General features: G+C 64.7%; 13 protein-coding genes. 5 read left to right on the top strand and 8 right to left on the bottom strand.

The window, feature by feature from the left end; genetic code table 11:
• Positions 1 to 8: 8 nt before the first annotated feature.
• Complete coding sequence (locus tag ACSHT2_RS05165) at positions 9 to 515, bottom strand: MarR family winged helix-turn-helix transcriptional regulator (RefSeq protein WP_440640657.1); 507 nt, start codon at positions 513 to 515, stop codon at positions 9 to 11.
• Positions 516 to 919: 404 nt separating this feature from the next.
• On the opposite strand from ACSHT2_RS05165, the gene ACSHT2_RS05160 reads away from it, so the two are divergent.
• Positions 920 to 2,434 carry a porin gene (locus tag ACSHT2_RS05160; RefSeq protein WP_440640656.1) on the top strand — a complete coding sequence of 505 codons (1,515 nt, stop codon included), beginning with the start codon at positions 920 to 922 and terminating at the stop codon, positions 2,432 to 2,434.
• Positions 2,435 to 2,701: 267 nt separating this feature from the next.
• Here ACSHT2_RS05160 and ACSHT2_RS05155 read toward each other — a convergent pair whose 3' ends face one another.
• The 3 genes from ACSHT2_RS05155 to ACSHT2_RS05145 all read right to left on the bottom strand — a co-directional run bounded on the left by ACSHT2_RS05155 (position 2,702) and on the right by ACSHT2_RS05145 (position 4,607).
• Positions 2,702 to 3,193, bottom strand: a complete 492-nt coding sequence (locus tag ACSHT2_RS05155) for a GcrA family cell cycle regulator (RefSeq protein WP_440640655.1) — start codon at positions 3,191 to 3,193, stop codon at positions 2,702 to 2,704.
• Positions 3,194 to 3,267: 74 nt separating this feature from the next.
• Positions 3,268 to 3,465 carry a hypothetical protein gene (locus ACSHT2_RS05150; RefSeq protein WP_024341172.1) on the bottom strand — a complete coding sequence of 66 codons (198 nt, stop codon included), beginning with the start codon at positions 3,463 to 3,465 and terminating at the stop codon, positions 3,268 to 3,270.
• Between the two features lie 200 nt (positions 3,466 to 3,665).
• Positions 3,666 to 4,607: an acetamidase/formamidase family protein gene (locus ACSHT2_RS05145; RefSeq protein WP_440640654.1), complete on the bottom strand. Its 942-nt coding sequence runs from the start codon at positions 4,605 to 4,607 to the stop codon at positions 3,666 to 3,668.
• A gap of 168 nt (positions 4,608 to 4,775) precedes the next feature.
• Between ACSHT2_RS05145 and ACSHT2_RS05140 the strand changes: the two genes are divergently transcribed.
• From ACSHT2_RS05140 to ACSHT2_RS05130, 3 genes are read left to right on the top strand one after another with little or no spacing between them, the layout of a single operon-like run.
• Positions 4,776 to 5,543 (top strand): YdcF family protein, encoded by a 768-nt coding sequence (locus ACSHT2_RS05140; RefSeq protein ID WP_440642769.1) that lies wholly within the window; start codon positions 4,776 to 4,778, stop codon positions 5,541 to 5,543.
• 56 nt (positions 5,544 to 5,599) lie between these two features.
• A complete protein-coding gene (locus ACSHT2_RS05135; RefSeq protein WP_440640653.1) occupies positions 5,600 to 6,382 on the top strand; it encodes a DUF169 domain-containing protein in 783 nt (260 codons plus the stop codon).
• Between the two features lie 9 nt (positions 6,383 to 6,391).
• On the top strand, positions 6,392 to 7,570 hold the full coding sequence (locus ACSHT2_RS05130; RefSeq protein ID WP_440640652.1) for a saccharopine dehydrogenase family protein: 1,179 nt from the start codon (positions 6,392 to 6,394) through the stop codon (positions 7,568 to 7,570).
• Positions 7,571 to 7,573: 3 nt separating this feature from the next.
• On the opposite strand, the gene ACSHT2_RS05125 is transcribed toward ACSHT2_RS05130, so the two are convergent.
• From ACSHT2_RS05125 to ACSHT2_RS05115, 3 genes are all read right to left on the bottom strand, one after another.
• Positions 7,574 to 8,821, bottom strand: coding sequence for an O-antigen ligase family protein (locus ACSHT2_RS05125; protein ID WP_440640651.1), 1,248 nt, complete (start codon positions 8,819 to 8,821; stop codon positions 7,574 to 7,576).
• Positions 8,822 to 8,984: 163 nt separating this feature from the next.
• On the bottom strand, positions 8,985 to 10,535 hold the full coding sequence (locus ACSHT2_RS05120) for an undecaprenyl-phosphate glucose phosphotransferase (RefSeq protein ID WP_440640650.1): 1,551 nt from the start codon (positions 10,533 to 10,535) through the stop codon (positions 8,985 to 8,987).
• Between the two features lie 118 nt (positions 10,536 to 10,653).
• On the bottom strand, positions 10,654 to 11,787 hold the full coding sequence (locus tag ACSHT2_RS05115; RefSeq protein ID WP_440640649.1) for a glycosyltransferase family 4 protein: 1,134 nt from the start codon (positions 11,785 to 11,787) through the stop codon (positions 10,654 to 10,656).
• Between the two features lie 202 nt (positions 11,788 to 11,989).
• Between ACSHT2_RS05115 and ACSHT2_RS05110 the strand changes: the two genes are divergently transcribed.
• On the top strand, positions 11,990 to 14,251 hold the full coding sequence (locus ACSHT2_RS05110) for a GumC family protein (protein ID WP_440640648.1): 2,262 nt from the start codon (positions 11,990 to 11,992) through the stop codon (positions 14,249 to 14,251).
• A 290-nt stretch (positions 14,252 to 14,541) separates the two neighbouring features.
• Here the strand turns inward: ACSHT2_RS05110 and ACSHT2_RS05105 are convergent, their stop codons facing one another.
• Positions 14,542 to 15,723 carry a GNAT family N-acetyltransferase gene (locus tag ACSHT2_RS05105; RefSeq protein ID WP_440640647.1) on the bottom strand — a complete coding sequence of 394 codons (1,182 nt, stop codon included), beginning with the start codon at positions 15,721 to 15,723 and terminating at the stop codon, positions 14,542 to 14,544.
• Between the last annotated feature and the right edge of the window lie 72 nt (positions 15,724 to 15,795).

Below are 15,795 nucleotides of genomic sequence, written 5' to 3'. Positions count from 1 at the left end.
ACCGGGCGTCAGAAGTCCAGGCTCAGACGGACGCAGGCCTTCTCGAGGCGGGTCTTCAGCGTCGCGAGCTTGGTGGTGAATTCGGTGAGCTCGGCTTCGTCGAATTCCTGGAAGACGAATTCTCTGATGGTCTTGTACTGCTCGTTGAGGCTCGCCAGGTGCTTCTGCGTCTTCTCGGTCAGGGACAGCCGGACCACCCTGGCGTCGGTCGGCGAGGGGCGGCGGCGCAACAGGCCCTTCTTTTCGAGCAGCTTGGATTGGGTGGTGACGAAGGACGGATCGACGTGGAGGAGCTTGGACACGACGTTGACCGGGATGCCGTCGTCCTTGTCGAGGTCGGAGATGGCCATCAGGATCAACCATTGCGGCCCGCTGATGCCGAGCGTCCTCGCCCAGAACTGACGCAGCTCCTCGAGATACATGTTGATCGACGATATCTCCCAGGTGAATCGCCTGATGATATCCAGATTGCCGATGGTGCGCAGGCGCGCTCCTTCTTTCCTCGTCGCGGACACAGCGTCACTCCGTGAACCGATTGTTCAGGTCGGTGTTCGTGGAACGTCATAGTCCACGCAAGCCTGCTCTGACGCAAGTGCAGAGCAGGACAAATTTGTTACAGAACTGACAAATATGACCCACTCAGTCGATCGGGTCATTCTTTGCTGTTGCTGCCGCGACACAGCGATCGGCAAATCAGAAAGCTGATTTCATAAACTATTTTGATTACCAAATTCTCACATGCATAGTGCCGCCCGACGGTGGGGGGATTCTCGACCGTTCCGTTGCAGGTGGGTCGCTCTGGTCCTTCGCGTTCAAGCGCGTGGGTCCGAAGGCGCGAAGCGGCTGAGCGGTTTTTGAGAGCGGGGATTGGGGGGCGCTAACGGCCCGCCTCGCCGTGAATGACAACTTGGAGGTTAATATGAAATTGGTGAAGAGCCTTTTGCTCGGCTCCGCGGCGGGTCTGTTTGCCGTGGGCGGAGCGCAGGCAGCCGATCTGCCCGTCAAGGCCAAGGCGGTCGAGTACGTCAAGATCTGCTCGTTGTACGGCGCCGGATTCTACTACATCCCGGGCACCGACACCTGCATCAAGCTGGGTGGCTATCTGCGTGCTGAAGTCGCGCTCAACTCGGGCGGTCACTACAACGGTCAGTTCAGCGGCGTGGCCGGCGGCCACAACCGTTTGACCAACTACTACTCGATGCGGTCCCGCGCGGACTTCAACATCGACACGCGCACCGCGACCGAATACGGCGTCGTCCGCACCTATTTCGATGCGGTGTATACTTGGACGTCCGGCAGCTATAGCGGCACCGGGGCTGGTGGGACCAGCTATGATTCGGCTCCCTCCGGGACGAGCGGTTCGGGCTCGGTCTCCGGCGGTTCGCTCGGCGTCTACTACGCCTTCATCCAGTTCGCAGGCTTTACGATGGGTAAGTCCGTGTCGCAGTTCGACGCGCCGTGGACGAACTATCCGGGCAACAACTTCGACCAGCTGGTCGGCGGCGGTGGCACCGTTACCGGCGTGAACCAGTTCACTTACACTGCGGACTTTGGGCAGGGCATCACGGCCGCGATTTCGGCGCAGGATCAGACCGCGTACTACCAGACCAACATCTGGAATACTTCGGGAGCGACGGCTGCCGGCATCGTCGGTGGCGCCTACGGTCTCAATGACATCGGCGGTTCGCGTTCGCCTGATATCGTCGGTATGGTGCGTGTCGACCAGGCTTGGGGTCTGTTCCAGGCCTCGGTGGCGGCCCACGACAACCACGCCGGATACTATGGTGCCAGCGAAACGACCGGCGCACCGTCCGACAAATGGGGGTGGGCCGCTGCACTGGCTCTGTCGATCAAGAACATCCCGACCGGTGCAGGCGACGTGATCAACATCCAGGGCGTCTACACCGAGGGTGCCAGCCGCTACAACTTCCAGAGCCTTGCGGCGACCAGCTACTCGATGTTCAGCGGCAGCGGCAACGGTGCCTACCAGAGCGTCGGTTTCGCTGGCGTCTCAGACGCAGTCTTCGGAGCCGGCACCGGCCTCGAACTCACGAAGACCTACGGTATGCGCGGCGCATTCACGCACAACTGGAATCCGTACTGGAACACGGCGCTTTACGGTGCGTACGGTGCGGTCCGTTACAGCAGCGCCGCTAAGGGACTGATTTGTGGCAGTGCAGGCATGGCGGCCCTGGCCCTGACCGGCACCTGCAATCCGGACTTTGACATTGCCCAGGTTGGCGTGATCACCCGCTGGACTCCGGTCAAGAACCTGACCTTCTCGGGTGACTTCAACTGGAGCCGGATCGACCAGAAGTACTCGGGCACGGTGGCCTACGGCGGGAGCGCAGCCACCGCCAAGCCGGCGGCTGTCTACGAGCTGAAGGATCAGGACAGCTTTACGCTGCTGCTCCGCGCTCAGCGCAACTGGTAAGAGCCTCGCAATGCGACATAGCCCCGGCGGGAAAACCGCCGGGGCTTTTTCGCAAAGAAGGGGTTCGGAAAGCCTGGCGGCTGTGCAGACGACGATGACGAGCCATGCGATTCGATCGCCTCAAACTTATTTACTTACCTGAGTTACTAAGCTATATAACTCCCAGCCAAATACGAAAGTTGCGGCTCTTAGCTTCACGCTAAGCCTCCAGAGACCTCCGGTGATGCCCCGCCGGAGGTTTTTTGTTTTCTGGAGCATGGTGCAGCATCAGCCGCGCATCACCCGAGCGCGCGCGTTCGGCCGGTAGGCGAGGCGGCTGTGGCCGGCGCAATAGGGCTGGCCGTCGGGAGCCGTGTTGCCGCAGAAGCAGAAATCGTCTTCGCCCGGCGTCGAGATCGGCCATCGGCAGCGGTTCTCGGCAAGCTCCAGCAGCGAGCAGCGATTGGCCTCGTCGATGGGGCCGGCGACCGCGGGGGCGTCGGTCTCGCCATAGATCGTGGCGAGCATCTCATATTGCAGCCGCGGCACGGCCCTCCGCGTGCGCGCCGGCGCAAGGCCTCTGTCCTGGGCCCTGCGGTCGTCGACCGCCCGGCCGCGCGTCAGATTCAGCCGGGACAGCTTGCCGATCACGGCGTTGCGGCTGACGCCGATGTCGGCGGCGATCTCGCGGCAGGAGAGGCCGGCCTCGAAGTGCCGCTTCAACAATTCAATGCGTTCGTCGGTCCAGGTTGGTGAAGAGATTGGTGAGACGGCACGCATGTGTAACGGTCCCAGGTTGCAGATGTCGGCCATCCGCCTTCTCGAGATCCGTCCGCCTCACGTCCGGCGCGCGCTCACGTCCTGCCATTGTCGCGGATCGACAAAAGCCCGTCCTTGATGGCGAGACGGATGCCTTCCTCGATCAATGTCCGTGCGACGCCGGGAACGCTAGTGCCGTGGGTGCCCTGTCTCACCAGCTTCTCCAGATAGGCGATGGTCGAGAGCGCCAAGGTAACGGGAATGCGGTCAGTCTCGGCTTTTTCGGTGGCCATGGCCGAACGCTAGCCTCTTACTCGGGTACATAAAAGTAACGATTAAGACTCTATTTAGGTTTGGGGGTGGAAGTCAAATCAGCGCCGGGGCGGCCGCTCACCTAGTTGGAATCGCTTGAGAATCGGACACGGCGCGGCGCGCCGCAGGGAACACCGGGCGGCGGCTTGATGTCGGCAGGTCGGGGAAGGGCCCGGCGGGCTCAGCCGTGCACGATCGCCTTTTCGATCATGCAATGGATGCCCTTGGCGCCATTGACGGTCTGGGTCACCCGCAGATCGGCCGCCAGGCTGCACAGCGTGTAGGCGTCCTCGCGCGACAGGTTTCGCGTCTCGCCGAGCAGCGCGATCATGTCGCGCAGCGCGCGCACCACGCACTGGTCGAGGTCGGGGTCCATCGCCATGGTCATGTAGTGCGTCGCCGTCTCGGCGCGGGGATAGTCGAGCCTGAGGTCCTTGCGCAGCGTCAGGCGGAAGCGGCCCTGGAGCGCGGTCTCGATCGCGGTGACGCAGACCTCGCCGTCGCCCTGCACGCCGTGGCCGTCGCCGCAGGAGAACATCGCGCCCGGAACGAACACCGGCAGATACAGCGTCGCGCCGGCGCCGAGCTCCTTGTTGTCGAGATTGCCGCCCATCGCGCGCGGGATCAGCGAGGAGATGCGGCCCCAGGCCGGCGGCGGCGAAACGCCCATCACGCCGAAGAACGGCTTGAGAGGCAGGTCGAGGCCCCACGGCATGCGGCCGGTCATCCGTGACCGGTCGAGCGGGATGTTCAGGATGCGCGTCTCATGGAAATCGTCGGGCAGGGTACCGGACAGCGGCTTGATCATGTTCCAGCCCCAATCCTGCCGGAGCTGAACGTCGAGGATATCGACCGCGAGCACGTCGCCGGGCTCGGCCCCCTGGACCGCGATCGGACCGGTGAGGATGTGGCCGGGCAGCATGCGCTCGTTCTTCGCGTGAACCTCGTGCATCTCGGGCGGAATGTGAAACCTGTCGCGGTCGGGTAGCATGTCGGGGCCGCCGCTGATGGTATCGACCGTCACCTCGTCGCCGCTGGCAATGGTGAGGACGGGCTTGAGCGCGGCTTCGAAGAAGCCCCAATGGCAGGTTTCGGGGCTGGAATGCAGGTGATGATGGGTCATTTGCCGCGTCCGGTTGGTTTCATCGGCCGCAGGCTTGACCCGGCGATCGATCCTCTTTCAAGAAGATTTCTGAAGATGGCGGGGCCGGTCAAGCCCTGCGCAGACGGGCACGATGATTTCAGCGAGGCTCCCCTGTTTTTTGTTCTTTCCAAGACCCTTGGCGTTGCGCTGCTGCCGATCAATCTTCTGGCCGAGCTCGGAATCCTGTCTGTCGTGCTGATGGCGACGCGCTTTGCCGCGCTCGGCCGCAGGCTCGCGGTGATCACGCTGGTGGTGCTGGGGCTCGCTGCGTTCTCGCCGCTCGGCAATCTCCTGATCTATCCGCTGGAGTCGCGCTTTCCCGCGTGGGATCCCTCGCGCGGCGCGCCCGACGGCATCATCGTGCTCGGCGGCTCCGTCGACACCGATCTGTCGGCGGCACACCGCACGCCCGTCGTCGCGCACGCGGCCGATCGTCTGTTTGCGCCGGCCGAGCTCGCGCGGCGCTATCCGAACGCGCGCATCGTCTTCACCGGAGGCTCAGCGAACCTGGTTTCGACCGAGGCGAGGGAGGCCGACTATTCCGCGCCGATCCTGGAGAATCTCGGCATACCGAAGCAGCGCCTGATCCTCGAGCGCAATTCCCGCAACACCTGGGAGAACGCGATCTTCACAAAGCAAATGGTGGCTCCAAAACGGGGCGAGCGCTGGCTCCTGGTGACGTCGGCCTTCCACATGCCGCGCTCGATGGGGATCTTCCGCAAGGCCGGATTTGACGTCGAGGCCTATCCCGTGGACTGGCGGATGGGGGGACGTGACGATCTTTTCTCCTTCACCAATATCGGCGCGGATGGGCTCCGCCGAACTGATGTGGCCGTACGCGAGTGGATCGGCCTCGTCGCCTACCGTCTGATGGGAAGGACCGGCGAGTTGCTTCCGGGACCGGCCAAGGACTAGAACGAGGGCCGCAAAACAACAACACACGGCGCGCGATCGCCGGCCGGGAGGAAGTCATGCAACAGCAGAGCGTAGACAGGATCGATCTTGCAGGCGTCGTCGCCGACCTCAACAGCCTGTTGCGGCTGAAGACGACGGTGATCGGCATGAAGTTGTTCGCAACGGCCGCGGAGATGGAGGCGATCCCGAAGATCCGCCGTCCGAACGCAATTCACACCACCGACCAGATCGTCAGCATGGCCGCGCGCCTGGGATGGACCGTCGGCATCACCGCCGACGACCTCGTCGGCGCGCAATGCCGCGCGGTGATCGGCCTTGCTCCGCAGGACGAGAACTGGCTCGCCGGCGAAAACTATGTCGGGGTCTGGCACGGTACCGCAGAGGATGCGCGCAAGCGCCAGCAGGCGCTGGATGTGGTTCCGTTCGGGCAATACCAGGCGCTCGCCGTCAGTCCGCTGGCGAGCGGCCGGCTCGATCCGCCCGACATCTGCCTCGTCTATGCGACGCCCGGGCAGATGATCATCCTGATCAACGGGCTGCAATATACCGGCTACCGGAAGTTCGAATGGGGCGTGGTCGGCGAGACCGCATGCGCCGATTCCTGGGGTCGGGCGCTCAAGACCGGGGAGCCCAGCCTGTCCTTGCCATGCTATGCCGAACGGCGCTATGGCGGCGTGCCGGACGAGGAGATGCTGATGGCCTTGCAGCCGTCCCATCTCGCCAAGGCAGTTGAAGGCATGAAGGCGCTGGCCAGGAACGGCCTGCGCTATCCGATCCCGCCCTATGGCATTCAAAGCGACGTCCGTGCCGGCATGGGCGTGAGTTACGCGAAGAAGTAAAGGCCGACCATGAGCTCTGCGAAATTCGACATCGTCGTCTACGGCGCGACCGGTTTCACCGGCCAGCTCGTCGCCGAGTATCTGGCAACGCATTACAAGGACGACAGGGCGCTGAAATGGGCCATGGCGGGCCGCAGCCTCGACAAGCTGAAATCGGTGCGCGACGCGATCGGTGCGCCGGCGGACACGCCGCTGATCGTGGCGGATGCGTCGGATGCGGCGTCGCTGAAGGCGATGGTGGCGCAGACCAGGTCGGTGATCACGACGGTCGGTCCGTATCAGTTCTATGGCGAGGATCTGCTCGCGGCCTGCGTCGCCGGCGGCACTGATTATTTCGATCTCTGCGGCGAGCCGGTCTGGATGCGGCAGATGATCGACAAGTACGAGGCGGCGGCCAAGGCGAGCGGCGCGCGCATCGTGTTCTCCTGCGGTTACGATTCCGTACCGTTCGAGCTCGGTACGTTCTTCGTGCAGGAAGAGGCCAAGCGCGTGTTCGGTGCGCCCGCTGCGCGCGTGAAGGGCCGCGTGCGCGACATGCGCGGCACGCTGTCAGGCGGCACCGCGGCAAGCGCGAAAGCGACCTTCGATGCGGTCGCCAAGGATCTCAGCCTCGTCGCCATTCTCAACGATCATTTTGCGCTGACGCCGGGGTTCACCGGCCCGAAGCAGCCCAAGGGCAACAGGGCGGCTTACGAGGAGGACCTGCAATCCTGGGCGGCGCCGTTCATGATGGCGCTGATCAACACCCGCAACGTCCATCGTTCCAACATGCTGATGGGCTTTCCCTACGGCAAGGAGTTTGTCTACGACGAGATGGTTCTGACCGGTCCCGGCGAGAAGGGCGAGGCCAACGCGAAGCGCGTGATGGCGGCGAATGCCGAGAAGACCGGCCCGAACGCGCCGAAGCCGGGCGAGGGGCCGTCGAAGGAGGAGCGCGAGAAGGGCTTGTTCGATCTGCTCTATGTCGCGATCGCACCGGACGGACGCCAGGTCCGCGCCGGCGTCACCGGCGACCGCGATCCCGGCTACGGCTCGACCTCCAAGATGATCTCCGAATGCGCGATCTGCCTGCTGCGTGATGCGACGGATGTTCCGGGCGGCTTCTGGACGCCGGGCGCGGCGATGCAGCACAAGCTGATCAAGCGGCTGCAGGACAATGCGGGGCTGACGTTCAAGGTGGAGAAGTAAGGGCTAGGCTTCCTCGTCAGCCCTGATCTTGTAGGCCTGCGCGGCCGCGATCATACCCCACATCGCGCCCAGCATCATCCAGAAGTGCCGCCAGTGGTCGGTGTCGATCACGAAATTTTCGCCGACGGTGCCGAGGAAAGCGGAGAAGACCGCAAGATAGGCGCGCTGCCAGGGCACACGCACGAAGATGTGCCTGAAGCCCATGATGACGGTGGTGAAGACCAGCGCGGGATAGCACACGCCGGAAAGCCAGCCGCCGGACATGAAGGCGTTCAGGTACGAGTTGTGGGTGTCCTCGGGGAAGTAGCGGTGGAATTGCAGGGGGCCGATGCCGAACGGCAGGTCGAGCGCCATCTCCGCGCCGAGGATGTGCCGGCCGAACCGGCCGAAGCGGCCTTCGTCATAGCTCTGGTCGAAGCTCGCGCGCTGCTTGAACATCTCGGCGGTGGAATCGAACGACAGCAGTACCGCGATCAGCGCGAGGCCCAGCACCGCGGCGACGATCGCCATGACGATGATGCGCGAGCGCTGCGCGTTGGTGCGGCTGGTCAGCACCATCAGCGCCAGCATGAAGGCGGCGGTCAGCACCAGTCCGCCCCAGGCGGCGCGGGAGAAGGCGAGCAGGATCGCCAGCGACATGATACCGAAGGCGATCACGTTGCGGAACGCCTTGCCGAACTTGTCTGAGACCACGCTCTGGAGCGCAAACAGCGCCGGCAGGATCAGGAAGGCGCCGAGCACGTTCGGGTCCTTGAACGTGCCGCGCGCGCGTCCATAGAGCGTCAGGAGGTCGTTGCCGCCGGGAACCAGGTGGAAGTAGCCGGCGATTGCCAATAGCGAGGCAACCATCGCGCCGACCACGAGGCCGCGGCGGAGCATGTCCAGCCGGGCCGTCGTGTCCTCCGAAACGACCATGGCGAAGAACACCACGGTCACCGCCATGTACCAGGAGGTCGCTATCCAGCTCGCCACCTCGGGTTTATCGAATAGCGGGATCGCGCTGATGGTGTAGCCCACGTTGAGCAGGACCAGCAGCGCGACCAGCGGCATCAGAACGAGCTTCAGCCGCAGGCCGGTGGCGAAGAAGGTGACGGTGGCGAGCAGTGTCGCGATCTCGTAGGGGCTCGGCTCGATGAAAACGATCGCGCCGGAGGCGCCGACCAGCCACACCAGCGCGCGCTGCAGCGCCAGCACGCCGGGCGCAGCACGGACCGCTGCATTCATCTCCCCGGCTGTCGCCGCATACGTCATCGCACGCTCATACGCTCACGCAACTCTTACGCCACAAAACACGCCGTCATCGCCCGGCTTGACCGGGCGATCCAGTACTCTGCGGCGCCCATTGCGGAAAACGGCTGGCGCTGCGGAGTACTGGATGCCCCGGTCAAGCCGGGGCATGACGGAGAAACTCAACTCAATACGCGTTCTCGTTCTTGGTCAGCAGCGAGATCGGCGTCTTCAGGAGGATGTAGAGGTCGAGCAGCACCGACCAGTTCTCGATGTAGTACAGGTCGAACTCGACGCGCTTCTGGATCTTCTCTTCATTGTCGATCTCGCCGCGCCAGCCGTTGATCTGGGCCCAGCCGGTAATGCCCGGCTTGACGCGGTGGCGGGCGAAATAGCCATCGACGGCTTCGTCGAACAGACGGCTCTGGAGCTTGCCTTGCACCGCATGCGGCCGCGGGCCGACCAGCGAGAGATTGCCGGCGAACACCACGTTGAAGAGCTGCGGCAGCTCGTCGAGGCTGGTCTTGCGGATGAAGCGGCCGACGCGGGTGACGCGCGGATCGTTCTTGGTCACGACCTTCGATGCGGTCGGGTCGGCCTGATGGTGGTACATCGAGCGGAATTTGTAGACGTCGATGCGCTCGTTGTTGAAGCCGAAGCGCTTCTGGCGAAACAGGGCCGGCCCGGGGCTGTCGAGCTTCACCGCCAGTGCCACCAGTCCCATCACCGGCAGCGCTGCGAGCAGCGCGATGCTGCCGACGACGCGGTCGAACAGCCACTTCATCACCAGGTCCCAGTCGGTGATCGGCGCCTCGAACACGTCCAGCGTCGGCACCTCGCCGAGATAGGAATAGGAGCGGGGACGGAATCGCAGCTTGTTGGTGTGCGCGGACAGGCGAATGTCGACCGGCAGCACCCAGAGCTTCTTCAGCATTTCCAGGATGCGCGTTTCCGCCGAGATCGGCAGCGCGAACAGCACGAGGTCGACGCGGGTGCGGCGGGCGAACTCGACGATGTCGTCGACCTTGCCGAGCTTGCGCGCGCCGGCGCAGGTGTCGAGCGCGCGGCTGTCGTTGCGGTCGTCGAAGACGCCGAGCACGTGAATGTCGGAATCTTCCTGCGCCTTCAACGCCTCGACCAGCTGCTCGCCGTTGCTGTCGGAGCCGACGATGATGGTCCGGCGGTCGAGCCGGCCCTGGCGTGCCCAGCCGCGCACCAGCGCGCGCAGCACCAGACGCTCGGCGATCAGCGCGGCGAGCCCGAGGAAGTAGAAGGCGGCAAGCCACAGTCGCGAGATTTCGCTGCCGTACTTGGCGAAGAAGGAGATGCCGATGAACAGCAGGAAGACGAAGGACCAGGACGAGATCATCCGCGTCATCTGCCGGAGCTGACCACGGAACAGCTGCACCTGGTAGATGTCGGCGGCCTGGAAGCAGACCACGGCGGCGACCGCGACGGCGACGACCTCGGCCGGATAAATCCAGCTGAAGGCGCCGGAGAGCGGCATGACATAGCCGACATAGAGCGCAATGCCGACGAGGCTCAGCAGCGCGAAATCAGCCAGGCGGACGAACCCGGCGATCACGATCGGGGAATAGGCGCGAGCGACCTTCTGGTTGACCACTTCGAGCGCGGCGGACGAGAGCCGGCGACGGCGCTCCACGAAGGGCTGGTCAGCGGGCTTTGCCGCAGCGCTGGTCGCGGCATCGAGCATCGAGCGTGCGTTGAGCGGTTCCACGGGCGTCCACGTCCATTCCAAAACTTGCGGCACGGTCTTGCGCGCCCCGGGCAAGCATCCCCTGGCGCTTCGATTATCGAACAAATCGGAAGATTTTCTAAAGCGAGCTTAAGGATGGTTAATGATTGGCAAACGCATCGCGATAGCCGGCGAGCACGCCCTCGACCATGGCGGCTTGCGAGAAATGTGCCGAGATGCGCTCACGCAAGGACGCCGCGCGCTGCGCGGTCGTTTGCGGATCGTCCAGCGCCGCGGCGATCGCCTCCGCCATGGCCTCGGGATTGCTCGGCGCAAACAAAGCCGGGCTGTCGGAGCCGAAGATCTCGGGAATACCGCCGATGCGGGACGCGATCATCGGAATGCCTGCGGCACCCGCCTCGATCACGACGTAGGGCATGGAATCGCCGCGCGAGGGGACGACCAGCAGCCGCCCCTTGGAGAAGCCATAGCGCGGCTTGACGTGGCCGATGAAGCGGATTGCGTCGGACAGGCCGAGCCTCTCGACCTGCGCTTTCAGCGCCGCGGTTTCCTCGCCGTCGCCGCCGAGCGTCAGCGTGACCTTCCTGCCGCCCGCATGCAGCTGCGCCACGGCATCGACCAGCAGATCCGCACCCTTGATATGCCTGAACTCGCCGACATAGGCGAGGTCGGTGGCATCGTCGGCCGTCACGACAGGCTCGAACTCCTCGGGAGTGACACCATTGAAGACGCAACGCACCACCCCCTTGGGCGTGCCGACGATGCGTTGATAGGTGTCGCGGGCAAATGCGCTCTCGAACAGGAATAGGTCGGTCGAATCCATCAGCGCGCGCTCGAGCCGTGCGTAGAACTCGCCCTTGAGGGTGTTGAGGGGATAGTGCAGCGAACCGCCATGCGGGGTGTAGATGCGGATGGTCTCGTCCGAGCGCCGCCGCATGCGGATGAAGGCGCCGGCCTTGGCGCCGTGGCCGTGCATCACGTCGGGCTTGAGCGTGGCGATCAGGCGCCGCATGCGAAGCCATACCAGGACATCGTCGGGCGACGGCTCGCGGCGAATCGCGAGCCGATGCACGCCGAGCTTCAGCCGAGGCGCGAGCTCGGCAAGCGCCTTGTCGGCACGCTCCCCACCGGTGAGGCTGTCGGCGAGAATGCCGACGTGATGGCCGCGGTCGACCTGGCCGTTGGCGACGTCGAGGATGTGGCGGAAGATGCCGCCGACCGGAGCACGCACGGCGTGCAGGATGCGAAGTGGCCGGTCGGGAGAGGGGGACATGATCAAAACCAGCTCGACGGCGACTGCCGAACAATTCTCACGAAAATTATCGCGAGGGATTAAGGGGCGTCGTGGTTAACAAACGGTGACGAGCGCGCGTCGGCCGGCCATCGGCGGTCGCGATTAACCCCGCGGCAACCTTAATGGAGTGTAATCGCCCCGGTTGAGGTAGAGTCGCAGCGTTGCCCTGCGGGAGTGTTCGATGCGTTTAGCGTTCTGGCGTGCCGGCAAGGCCAAGGCGGTGATCGAGCGGGCAGTCTCGAAGTCCCGACCCAAACCCGCGCCCAAGATCGAAGCCAAGGTTGAAGCAGGCCCTGCGCCGGCTGTCACGAAACAGGCTCAGGTCGAATCCGGCGATATCGACCTGCACGCGCTTGGAACGGCACTGGCGCGCAAGCGCAGCTGGATCATCGTGCCGACGGTGCTGGCGCTCGTTGCGTCTCTCGCTGTCGTCAATCTCGTCACGCCCCGCTACAAGTCCGAAGCCCGCATCCTGATCGATGGCCGCGAGAACGTGTTCCTGCGCCCGAACAGCGACCGCGCCGAGGAGCGGCAGGCGCTCGACGCCGAGGCCGTCACCAGCCAGGTGCAGCTGGTGTTGTCGCGCGATCTCGCGCGGGAGATCATCAAGAAGAACAAGCTCGCCGAACGCCCCGAATTCGACCCGGTGCTGCAAGGCGTCTCGCCGCTGAAGTCGCTTGCCGCGCTCATCGGTATCGGCCGCGATCCGTTCTCGATGACGCCGGAAGAGCGCGTGCTCGATGCCTATTACGAACGCCTCCAGGCCTATGCGGTCGACAAGTCGCGCGTGATCGTGATCGAATTCCAGTCCGCCGATCCCGAGCTTGCCGCCCGCGTCGCCAATTCGATCGCCGACGGCTATCTCGTGCTCCAGCAGGGCGTGCGCCAGGAGCAGGCCAAGAACGCCAGCCAGTGGCTGGCCGGTGAGATCGAGAGCTTGCGCAAGAAGGTCTCGGAGGCCGAGGCCAGGGTCGAGGACTTCCGCTCCAAGTCGAGCCTGTTCGTCGGGACCAACAACACCACGCTGTCGAACCAGCAGATGGGCGAGGTGAACACCCAGCTCAACAATGCGCGCTCGATGAAGGCGGATGCGGAATCCAAGGCGCGGCTGATCAAGGAGATGCTCCAGAGCGGCAAGCCGATCGAGGCATCCGAGGTCGTGAATTCCGAATTGATGCGCCGGCTGTCGGAGCAAAGGGTGACGCTGCGCGCGCAGCTCGCCGAACAATCATCCACGCTGCTCGGCAATCACCCGCGGATCAAGGAGCTGAAGGCGCAGCTTGGCGATCTCGACAATCAAATCCGCGACGAAGCGGCCAAGATCTCGCGCTCGCTCGAAAGCGACGCCCGGATCGCCAGCGGCCGGGTCGATGGCCTGACCGTGAGCCTCGAGCAGCTCAAGAAGCAGGCGGCCTCGACCAACGGTCAGGACGTCCAGCTCCGCGCCCTGGAGCGCGAAGCCAAGGCGCAGCGCGACCTGCTCGAGACCTATCTGGCCAAGTATCGCGAAGCCAATACCCGCGAGACCATCGACACTGCGCCGACGGACGGCCGCATCATCTCGCGCGCCATCGTCTCGAACACGCCGGCCTATCCGAAGAAGCTGCCGATCGTGCTGATCGCGACCATCGCGACGCTGCTGCTGTCGTCCGGTGTCGTCGTCACCGGTGAGCTGTTGCGTCAGACCGCGCCGCGCGCGGCGGCTGTGTTTGCGCCGGCAGCGGTTCGGCAAGAGCCGGTGATGGTGCGGCAAGAAGTGGTGGTGGAGCCGGTCGTCGAACCCGTCATGGAAGAGCCGGCGCCGCTTCAGCCGGAGATGACGGCCGATGCCGATGCGACGGAGTTCGCCGAGATCGAGCATCTCGCCGACCGCCTGCGCGCCGCGGGCGCGGCGGCGAAGAAGGTCACGGTGCTCGGCACCGCGCCCGGCGAAGCCATCACGCTGTCGACCTTGACGCTCGCCCGGCACCTGGCGCGCGATACCCGCGTCGTCGTCGTCGATCTCGCCGCATCCTCGCCGACCATTGCCGCGGTGTCCGTCGATGCGTCGGCTCCGGGCCTTGCCGAGTTGATGCAGGGCGAGGCCTCGTTCGCCCAGATCATCACCCGCGACAAGCTCTCGCGATTGCATCTGGTCATGGCCGGCCGTCCCGGCTTCGACCGCAGCCTGCTGCAATCGCCGCGCGTGGCGCTCGCGATCGACGCGCTGCTGCGCGCCTACGATCACGTGCTGATCGACGCCGGCAGCGCCTCCGATCTTCCGGCCGAACTGCTGACGGCGCATGCCCGCGCCGTCGTGGTGCCCGATGCGTCGATGGCACCTGATGCCCGCACGCTGATGTGCGAGCAGCTGAGGGCGGTCGGCTTCAGCGAGGTGACGATGCTGAGCAAGCCGGTGCTGCCGTCGGATGCCATGGAGGCGCCGCGCGTCGTGGCGGCGTGAGCGGGGCGCTCACCGCCTTTGGGGCAGGGCTATCGCATATGAGTTTTTGGCGGGCCCTGAGCGCGCGCCTCGTCCTTCGAGACGACCGCTTCGCGGTCTCCTCAGGATGAGGCTAAAGTGGCATCGGTGCCCGCTGAAACTGCTGCCGCGCACTCCGCCCTCATCCTGAGGGCCCGCCAACGGCGGGCGTCTCGAAGGATGGCCGCAGGGAATGCTCTCATATGCGATCGCCCCTGGCCATTGGGGAGAGATCAACCAACCCGGTTACGCAGTTGCGCTTCGCGCGCTCGCTACCCGAACGCCTGCCGCAGCCGTCGGGCCATGTCGAACAGCACCTGGTTCTGCTTCACCAGCCGCTTGCCGTGGCTGAGCGAGGACATCGCCATTGCCGCGAGCTTGCCGCGGGAGGTCAGGGGCACGAAGCTGTCGAAAATGTCCTCGTCGTCCTTGCAGAACATTCGCTTGTAGTCGTCCGAACCGATGCCGAGGTCGAGCGAGCGGTAGCCGTGTTCGGCACAGCGATCGATGATGTAGCGCATCAGGATCAGGCCCGGGCTGTAGCGGGCGTGCTCGGACATCGTGTAGGTGTTGAACATCATCGAGAAGCGCTCGCCGTCGGCGACGCCGGCGAAGATCGCGATCACCTCCTCGTCGCATTCCAGCGCATGGATGTCGATGACGCGGCCTTCATCGCGCGGCGCAAGGCAGGCGTTGCGGACGAACTGTTCGACGCCGGGCTCGGCGAAGACGTTCGGGAGCTTTTGTTCCGCCATCCGCACCGGCTTGACGCGGAAGAACCAGTCGAGCAGACGGGTGATGTCTGCATCCGACGTGGCTAGGTGATAGCGATAGCCGGCGAGCGACTGAAATTTCTTTTCCTTGCTCTTGAGGCGGCGGCGGAGCGAATTGCTGATCCGCGATGCGGGCGTGCCGCCCGGCTCCATCACCAGTCGCGGACAGCCGTTGATCGCGCTCTGTCGCGGCAGCAGCGCAAACGGGTTCTGCTGGCCGTGCCAGCGCTGCGGCTGCTGCGTCAGCACGAGCACGTCGACATGCTCACGCAGCGGCGCAAGCAGTGCGTCGAGATCGGCGCTGCCGGCCCGCGCGGCGAACTCCGCATTCCACAGGCCCATGTTGAAGGTTGTGTGCTTGCCGCCCATGAAGCAGGCCGTGCGCACGCCGCGACTCCGGCGTTGCGAGAGCGGCAGCAGCAGCAGCGGCGTTCGCTCGGCGTCGCGGGCGATCACGATGAACGGCCAGGCGCCTTCGCGGGCGCCGACCAGGCGTTGCCACGGGCTGAGCAGGTCGAAGCGTTGGTAAGGCGTGAAGAGGTGGCCGTTCGCCTCGAACGCACGCCAGACCGCCTCTGCCTCGGCGAGATCGGTGACGACATCGACCTGCGCGATACGGCTCGCTTCCGACCGCGCTGGCGCTTCTGCCGTCCGGCTTTGCATCGCCGCAGCCATGGTCATTCGCGAAACCTGTCGAGAAATCGAAAATACGTATTTCAGCCTGTTGCCGACCTTTGCAAACAAAGGTCAACA

The organism is Bradyrhizobium sp. PUT101, from assembly GCF_052043945.1.
GTDB lineage: Bacteria > Pseudomonadota > Alphaproteobacteria > Rhizobiales > Xanthobacteraceae > Bradyrhizobium.
This window is presented reverse-complemented; position numbering and strand designations above follow the sequence as displayed.